Here is an 8,594-nt window from a genome sequence, read left to right as displayed (position 1 = left end):
GGGTGGGAAACCTCGCAGTTCGGAAGGGCGGTACGGGTGCGCGGTCCGGTGGCGCCGGCGGACGGGTCAGGCGAGTCCGAGTTCGCGGTCGATGAGGTCGAACATCTCGTCGTCGGTGGTGTCGGCGAGCTCGGTGCCGGTCTCGGACTCGCCGTCGGCCTCCTCGGCCGCGTCGCCGTCGAGCCGCCACTGGAGGCTCTTGAGGCGGGCGAGCAGCCGGGCGCGGGAGTCGGCGTCCAGCTCGGCGGCCGAGACCGCCGTCTCCAGGTCGTCCAGTTCGGCGAAGACCGGCCGGGCCGGGGTCGCGGTGGCCGTCAACGCGCCGACCAGGGTGCGCAGATGGCCGGCCAGGGCGGTGGGCGACGGGTGGTCGAAGATCGCGGTGGTGGGCAGGCGCAGGCCGGTGTCGGCGTTGAGGCGGTTGCGCAGTTCGACGGCGGTCAGCGAGGACATGCCGAGGTCGAGGAAGCCGCGGTCGGGTTCGACCGCCTCGGGCGTTCCGTGGCCGAGCACGGCGGCGAGGTGTCCGACGACCAGGTCCAGCAGCAGCTTCTCCTGCTGGGCGGCGCCGAGCCCGGGGAGGCGGTCCAGGATGCCCCGGTCCGTGCCGGACTCGGTGGGGCCGGTCGCGGCCGTGGGCCGGGCGGGGCCGCGCCGGGGGGCGAGGTCGGCGAACAGCGGCGGGGCGCCGGCGGTGGCGAGGGCGTGCCGGTCCAGCCTGACGGGTGCCAGGTGCGGGCGGTCCACGGTGCTCGCGGCGTCGAGCAGGGCGAGGCCCTGGCCGGCCGAGAGCGGCAGCATGCCGGAGCGGGCGAAGCGGGCGATGTCCACGGCGTCCAGCGTGGACGTCATTCCACTCGATTCTCCCCAGTATCCCCAGGCGAGGGAGACGGCCGGCCGGCCCTGGGCGCGGCGCCGGTGGGCCAGGGCGTCGAGGAAGGCGTTGGCGGCGGCGTAGTTGGCCTGGGCGGGGCCGCCGGCCATCGCGGCGAAGGAGGAGAACAGGACGAAGGCGGAGAGGTCCAGGTGCGCGGTCGCCTCGTGCAGGTTCCAGGCCGCGTCGACCTTGGGCCGCAGCACGTCGGCGAGCTGGTCGTCCGTCAGGGATTCGAGCAGCCCGTCGTGCAGGACGCCGGCCGCGTGCACAACACCGGTGAGCGGGTGCGCGGCCGGGATCGTGGCGAGGAGTGCGTCCAGCTCGGCCCGATCGGCGGTGTCACAGGCCGCGACGGTGACCTCGGCGCCCAGCGCGATCAGTTCCTCGCGCAGGGCCTCGGCCCCGGGGGCGGCCGGGCCGCGCCGGCCGGTGAGCAGCAGGTGGCGGACGCCGTGGCGGGTGACCAGGTGGCGGGCGACCAGGGCGCCGAGGGTGCCGGTGCCGCCGGTGATCAGGACGGTGCCGTCGGGGTTCCAGGACCAGGCCGGGCAGTCGCCGGGCGCGGGCACCGGGCGCAGTCGGGGCGCCGTCACCGCGCCGTGCCGGACCGCGAGCCGGGGCTCGGCGGCGGTGGCCAGGGCCGTGCGGAGAGCTGCTTCGGACCTCGGGTCGTCGTCGAGGTCGACGAGGAGGAACCGTCCGGGGTTCTCGGCCTGCGCGGACCGGATCAGCCCGTGGACGGCGGCCAGGGCGAGGGCGGTCACGTCCTCGCCGGGGGTCGCGGCCTCGGCGCCGCGGGTGAGCAGGGCCAGGCGGGAGCCGGCCAGCCGGTCGTCGGCGAGCCAGGCGCGGGCCAGGTCGAGCACGGCCCGTACGGACCGGTGGGCAGCCGCCACGGGTGCGCTCTCGTCGGGTGCGGCGAGGCGCAGGACGACGGTGCCGGGCGCGGGTTCGCCGGTGTCCAGGGCGGCGGTGAATTCGGCAAGGTCGGCAAAGGCACGGGCGCCGCGGGCGGTGGCGAGCGCGTCGTCCGCGCCCAGGACGGCGAGGCCGCCCGGGTGTCCGGCGCCGGTGGCGGTCACCGGGGTCCAGTCGACCTGGTAGAGCGGGTCGGCCGCGGGGGCGAGCCGTTCCGGCTCGATGCTGCGGACGGTGACGGCCTCGGCGGTGAGCACGGGGGCGCCGTGGGCGTCGGCGGCGGTGAGCGCGAAGGTGCCGTCGGGGGCCGGGGTGAGCCGGACCCGGAGCAGGGCCGCGCCGGTGGCATGCACGGTGACGCCGCGCCAGTCGGTGGGCTGCCCGGCGGCGATACCGGACGGCGTATCGGCGAGCAGCGCCTGGAGCAGGGCGGGGTGGAGCCGGAAGGCGGCGGCCTCGGCCCGGAATTCCTCGAGCAGGGCGACCTCGGCGAGGATCTCGTCGCCGTGCTGCCAGCGCGCCCGGACGGTCTGGAACTGCGGGCCGTACTCGGCGTGCTGCTGCTCCGTCGGCGTGACGGAGAGGGGCCGGGCGTCGCGGGGCGGCCAGTCGGTCAGGGGTGTCCCGGCGGGTGCGTCGGCGGTCAGGGTGCCGGTGGCGTGGCGGGTCCAGGGCGTGTCGTCGGGCGCATCGGTGGGACGCGCGTGGAGGGTGAGGGGCCGTCGGCCGTCGGCGTCGGCGGGGCCGACCGTGAGCTGGAGGTCGACGGTGCCGTCCTCGGGCAGAGTCAGCGGGGTCAGCTCGGTGAGTTCCGCCACGGTCGGGCAGCCGGCCTCGTCGCCGGCCCGGACGGCCCAGTCGAGCAGCGCGGTGCCCGGGACGACGGCGGTGCCCAGCACCCGGTGCCCGGCCGTCCAGGGGTGGGTGGCGGCACCGATCCGGCCGGTGAGCAGGACGGTGTCGTCGCCCGCGAGGCGGACGGCGCGGTCCAGGCCGGACGGGTCGGCCGCAACGGTCCGGCCGGCGTCCTGGGCCAGCCAGTAGCGCCGGCGCTGGAAGGCGTAGGTCGGGAGGTCGACGGGACGGCCACCGACGACGGCCGGGAGCCAGTCGATCCGCACGCCGCGCACGTGGGCCTCGGCCAGGGAGGTGAGCAGGCGGGCCGGCCCGCCGTCCTCGCGCCGGACGGTCCCGATCACTGCGGCCGGCGTCCCGGCGGCTGCCGCGGTGTCCTCGACGGCCATGGTGAGCACGGGGTGCGGGCTGCATTCGAGGAAGACGTCGTGACCCTGGGCGAGCAGGGCGCGGACGGATTCCTCCAGCCGGACGGTCTGCCGCAGGTTGCGGTACCAGTAGGACGCGTCGAGGGCGGTGTCGCCGAGCCAGTCCGCGGTGACGGTGGAGAAGAAGGGGATCCGGGCCTCCCGGGTGGTGAGCCCGGCGAGGTCGGTGAGCAGGATGTCCTCGATCCGCTCGACCTGGGCGGAGTGCGAGGCGTAGTCGACGGGGATGCGCTTGGCCCGGACGCCGTCGCGGGCGCAGCCGGCGAGCAGGTCGTCGAGGGCGTCGGGCTCGCCGGAGACCACCACGCCGGCCGGGCCGTTGGCGGCGGCCACCGAGATCCGGCCGCCGTACGGCTCGATGCGGGCGAGGACATTGGCGTGCGCCTCCGGCACCGAGACCATGCCGCCGTGCCCGGACAGGTGCAGGGCGATGGCCTGGCTGCGCAGGGCGACGATCTGCGCGCCGTCATCCAGGGAGAGCGCACCGGCCACGCAGGCGGCGGCGATCTCGCCCTGGGAGTGGCCGAGGACGGCGGCGGGGGTGACGCCGTGGGCCTGCCAGCAGGCGGCGAGCGCGATCATCGTGGCCCACAGCGCGGGCTGGGCGACGTCGACCCGGTCGAGCGAGGGCGCGTCGGGCTCGCCGCGCAGCACCGCGCGCAACGACCAGTCCACCCAGGGGGCGAGGGCCTGCTCGCAGGCAGCGATCCGGTCGGCGAACTCCGGTGAGGTGTCGATGAGTTCGGCGCCCATGCCGGCCCACTGGGAGCCCTGGCCGGGGAAGACCAGGACGGCCCGGCGGTCGCGGCCGGCGGCGTGGTGGCCGGTGACCACGCCGGGGGCGGGGGTGCCCTCGGCGAGCGCGGCGAGTCCGGCGCGCAGCTGCTCGGGGCCGGTGCCGATCACGGCGGCGCGGTGTTCCAGCAGGGATCGCCGGGTGGCCAGCGAGTGCGCGAGGTCGAGCGGTTCCGGGGTGGCGTCGGGTGCGGCGTCGAGGTGGTCGAGCAGGGCGCGGGCCTGGCCGCGCAGCGCCTGGGCGCTGCGGGCGGAGAGCAGCCAGGGCAGGGCGGGGCGCTCGGGCCGTGGGGCCGGCTCGGGCTCCGGCTCGGGGGCCTGTTCCAGGATCAGGTGCGCGTTGGTGCCGCTGAGGCCGAAGGAGGAGACGCCGGCCCGGCGGGGCCGTCCGGTCTCCGGCCACGCCCGGGCCTCGGTGAGCAGCTCGACGGCGCCCTCCGACCAGTCCACGTGGGTGGTGGGCCGGTCGATGTGGAGGCTCTGCGGGAGGGCGCCGTGGCGCAGAGCGAGGACGGTCCTGATCACCCCGGCGACACCGGCCGCAGCCTGGGTGTGGCCGAGGTTGGACTTCACCGACCCGACCAGCAGCGGAAGTTCGCGGTCCTGACCGTACGTGGCGAGCAGCGCCTGCGCCTCGATCGGGTCGCCGAGCCGGGTGCCGGTGCCGTGCGCCTCGACGGCGTCCACCTCACCGGGCGTCAGGCCGGCGTCGGCGAGGGCCTCGTGGATCACCCGCTGCTGGGACGGCCCGTTGGGAGCGCTGAGCCCGTTGCTGGCGCCGTCCTGGTTGACGGCACTGCCGCGCACCACCGCGAGCACCGGGTGGCCGTGGCGCAGCGCGTCGGAGAGCCGCTCGACGAGCAGCACGCCGGCGCCCTCGGAGAACCCGGTGCCGTCGGCGGCGTCGGCGAAGGGCTTGCAGCGGCCGTCGGCGGCCAGGCCGCGCTGGCGGGCGAAGTCGACCGGGATCATCGGCGTGGACATCACGGTGACGCCGCCCGCGAGGGCGAGGGCGCACTCGCCGCTGCGCAGCGACCGCACGGCCAGGTGCAGGGCGACGAGGGAGGAGGAGCAGGCGGTGTCGACGGTGACCGCTGGGCCCTCGAGGCCGAGGGTGTAGGCGATCCGGCCGGAGACGACGCTCACGGCGTTGCCGGTGTTGACGTACGGGGCGGCCTCGTCGGGGACGCGGCCGACCCGGTCGAGGTAGTCGCTGGAGGACAGGCCGGCGAACACGCCGGTGCGGGTGCCGCGCAGCGTCCGGGGGTCGATGCCGGCGCGTTCGACGCTCTCCCAGGCGGTCTCCAGGAGGAGCCGCTGCTGCGGGTCCATGGCGAGGGCCTCGTTGGGGCTGATGCCGAAGAAGCCGGCGTCGAACTCGGCCGCGCCGTCGAGGAATCCGCCCTCGCGGGTGCGGGAGGAGTCCGGGTGGTCGGGGATGCCGTCGTAGAGCCGGTCGAGGTCCCAGCCGCGGTCGGTGGGGAAGCCCGCGACGGCGTCGGTGCCGGTGGACAGCAGGGTCCACAGCTCCTCGGGGGTGCGGACGCCGCCGGGGAAGCGGCAGGCCATGCCGACGACGGCGATCGGCTCGTCGGCGGCGGTGCGGGAGGCCGTCCGCTTGGCGGTGCCGGCGAGGCGGTCGGTGAGGCTGTCGGCCAGGTGCTCGGCGAGGGCCCCGGGGGTGGGGTGGTCGAACACCAGGGTGGCGGGCAGGCGCAGGCCGGTCGCGGTGCTCAGGCGGTTGCGCAGTTCGACGGCCGTCAGCGAGTCGAGGCCGAGGTCGCGGAACGGCTTCCCGGTGTTGACCCGGTCGGCGGAGGTGTGGCCGAGGACGGCGGCGGCACAGCCGGTGACCAGGTCGAGCAGCAGCGTGTGGCGGTCGGCCTCGGTGAGCGCGGCCAGGCGTGCGCGCAGCCCGTCGGCGGCTTCCGCGGTCTGCGCGGTGCGGCGGGCGGGGGTGCGGACCAGGGAGCGCAGCAGTGCGGGGAGTTCGGCCGCGGGGCGGGCGCGCAGCGCGGCGAGGTCGAGGCGGACGGGGACGAGCAGGGCGCGGCGGGCGGTCAGGGCCGCGTCGAACAGGGCGAGGCCGTCGGGGGTGCTGAGGGCGAGCGCGCCGGACTGCCCGGCGCGGGCCCGGTCGGTCGCGCCGAGGTGGGCGGTCATCGCGCTCGCGTCGGCCCACAGGCCCCAGGCGAGCGAGGTGGTGGGCAGACCGTGCACCCGGCGGTGCTGGGCGAGCGCGTCGAGCCAGGCGTTGGCGGCGGCGTAGTTGCCCTGGCCGGGCGAGCCGAACACGCCGGCGGCGGAGGAGAACAGGACGAGGTCGGCGAGGTCGAGTCCGGCGGTGAGCTCGTGCAGGTTCCGGGCGGTGTCGGCCTTGGGGCGCAGCACGGCGGCGAGCCGTTCGGGGGTGAGCGAGGCGGTGACGCCGTCGTCGAGGACGCCTGCGGCGTGGACGACGGCGGTCAGCGGGCGGTCGGCGGGCACGGCGGCCAGCAGGGCGGCCAGCGCGTCGCGGTCGGCGGTGTCGCAGGCCGCGACGGTGACCTCGGCGCCGAGCGCGGTGAGGTCGCGGTGCAGGTCCTCGGCGCCGGGGCTGTCGGGGCCGCGGCGGCTCGTGAGCAGCAGGTGGCGGATGCCGTGCGCGGTGACCAGGTGCCGGGCGAGTGCGCCGCCGAGGGTGCCGGTGCCGCCGGTGACGAGGACGGTGCCCGCGCGGTCCCAGGGGCGCGGGACGGTGAGCACGATCTTGCCGGTGTGCCGGGCCTGGGCCATGTGGCGGAAGGCCTCGCGGGCGCGGGTGACGTCCCAGCAGGTGAGCGGGAGCGGCTGCAGGACCCCCTGTTCGAACAGGTCGACCAGGTCGGTGAGCATCTGCCCGATCCGCTCCGGCCCGGCCTCCTGGAGGTCGAAGGCGCGGTAGTGGGCGCCGTCGTGGGCGGCGGCGACCTCGTCGGCGACGCGGACGTCGGTCTTGCCCATCTCGATCAGCCGCCCGCCGGGCCGCAGCAGGCGCAGCGAGGCGTCGACGTACTCCCCCGCGAGGGAGTTGAGCACGACGTCCATGCCCCGGCCGCCGGTGGCGGTGCGGAAGCGGCCCTCGAAGTCGAGGGTGCGGGAGGAGGCGATCTGCTCGTCCGGCAGGCCGTCGGCGCGCAGCAGGTGCTGCTTGGCCTCGCTCGCGGTGCCGTAGACCTCGGCGCCCCAGAGCCGGGCGAGCTGGGTGGCGGCCATGCCGACGCCGCCGGTGGCGGCGTGGACGAGGACGCGCTCGCCGGCGCGGAGGCCGGCCAGGTCGCGCAGGGCGTAGTAGGCGGTGAGGAAGACGACCGGGGCGGAGGCGGCCTGGGCGAAGCTCCAGCCCTGCGGGACGCGGGCGAGCAGCCGGTGGTCGGTGACGGCGAGCGGGCCGAAGCCGCCCGGGACCATGCCCATCACCCGGTCGCCGACGGCGAGTCCGGTGACGCCCGGCCCGACCTCGCGGACGATGCCGGCGGCCTCGGAGCCGAGGAACCGCGCGCCGCCCGGATACATGTCGAGGGCATTGAGGACGTCACGGAAGTTGAGGCCGGCGGCCCGTACGTCGAGCCGGACCTGGCCGTCGGCGAGTGGCTCGGCCGCGTCGGGGCAGGGCAGCAGTTCGAGGTCGTCGACGGTGCCCTTGGTGCGGATGTCGAGGCGCCAGGGGGCGGCGGGCACGGGCAGCGGCTCGGCGGTGTGGGCCCGGGCCAGCCGCGGGGCGTGGACGGTGCCGTGGCGCAGGGCGAGCCGGGGTTCGCCGGTGGCGAGCGCGCCGGGGAGGGCGCGCCAGGAGGCGGGGTCGTCGTCCAGGTCGGCGAGCACGATCCGGCCGGGGTGCTCGCTCTGGGCGGAGCGGACCAGGCCGTGGACGGCGGCGGCGGGCAGGTCGTGGACGTCCTCGGCCGGGTCGGCGGCCACCGCGCGGCGGGTCAGGACGAGCAGCCGGGCGGCGGCGGGGCGGTCGTCGGCGAGCCAGTCCTGCATGGTGGCGAGGGCGCGTTCGAGGGCGGGGAGCGCTTCCGCTCCGGCTACCTCGAACACCGCGAGGTCGGCGTCGGGGTTGTCGGTCAGGGTGACGCCGGCCTCGGCGAGGGCCGCCGCATGGGCGGGCCGCTCGCCGAGGACGGCCCACCGGGTGGCGGCCGGCCCCGGCTCGGGGGTGGGCAGGGCCGGCCAGTCGAGGTGGTAGAGGGCCTCGCGGGCCGGCCGGCCGGCCGGGTCGAGGGCGCCTTCGGCGAGCGGGCGGACGGCCAGGGCCTCGACGGCGGCCACCGGGCGGCCGACCGGGTCGGCCATCAGCACGGACACCGTGTCCGGGCCCGCCGGGGTCAGCGTCACCCGCAGCGCGGTGGCCCCGGCGGCGTGCAGCGTGACGCCCGTCCAGGAGAAGGGCAGCCCGGGGCGGCCCTGCAACGGGCCGAGCCCGGCCGGGTGCAGGGCGGCGTCGAGCAGGGCCGGGTGCAGGCCGTAGCGGGCGGCGTCGGGGCGGGCCGGCTCGGGCAGCTCCACCTCGGCGTGGACGGCAGTGCCGAGCCGCCAGGCCGCGCGGACGCCCTGGAACACCGGGCCGTAGCCGTAGCCGTCCGCGCGCAGGCCGGGGTAGAAGCCCCTGACGTCGAGCGGTTCGGCGCCGGCGGACGGCCGGGTCGGCCCGGCCGGGGCCGAACCCGCCCCGGCCCCCGCCGCCTGGCCGCCCGCCG

Annotated in this window: 1 protein-coding gene; it reads right to left on the bottom strand. The window is 77.3% G+C overall.

Going from position 1 to position 8,594, the window contains the following annotated elements:
• Positions 1-66 precede the first annotated feature (66 nt).
• The coding region (locus KV557_RS44210; RefSeq protein WP_218204918.1) for a type I polyketide synthase at positions 67-8,594 on the bottom strand (8,528 nt) is incomplete at its 5' end.

Source organism: Kitasatospora aureofaciens (genome assembly GCF_019192735.1).
In the GTDB taxonomy this organism is placed as follows: domain Bacteria; phylum Actinomycetota; class Actinomycetes; order Streptomycetales; family Streptomycetaceae; genus Kitasatospora; species Kitasatospora aureofaciens_A.
This window is presented reverse-complemented; position numbering and strand designations above follow the sequence as displayed.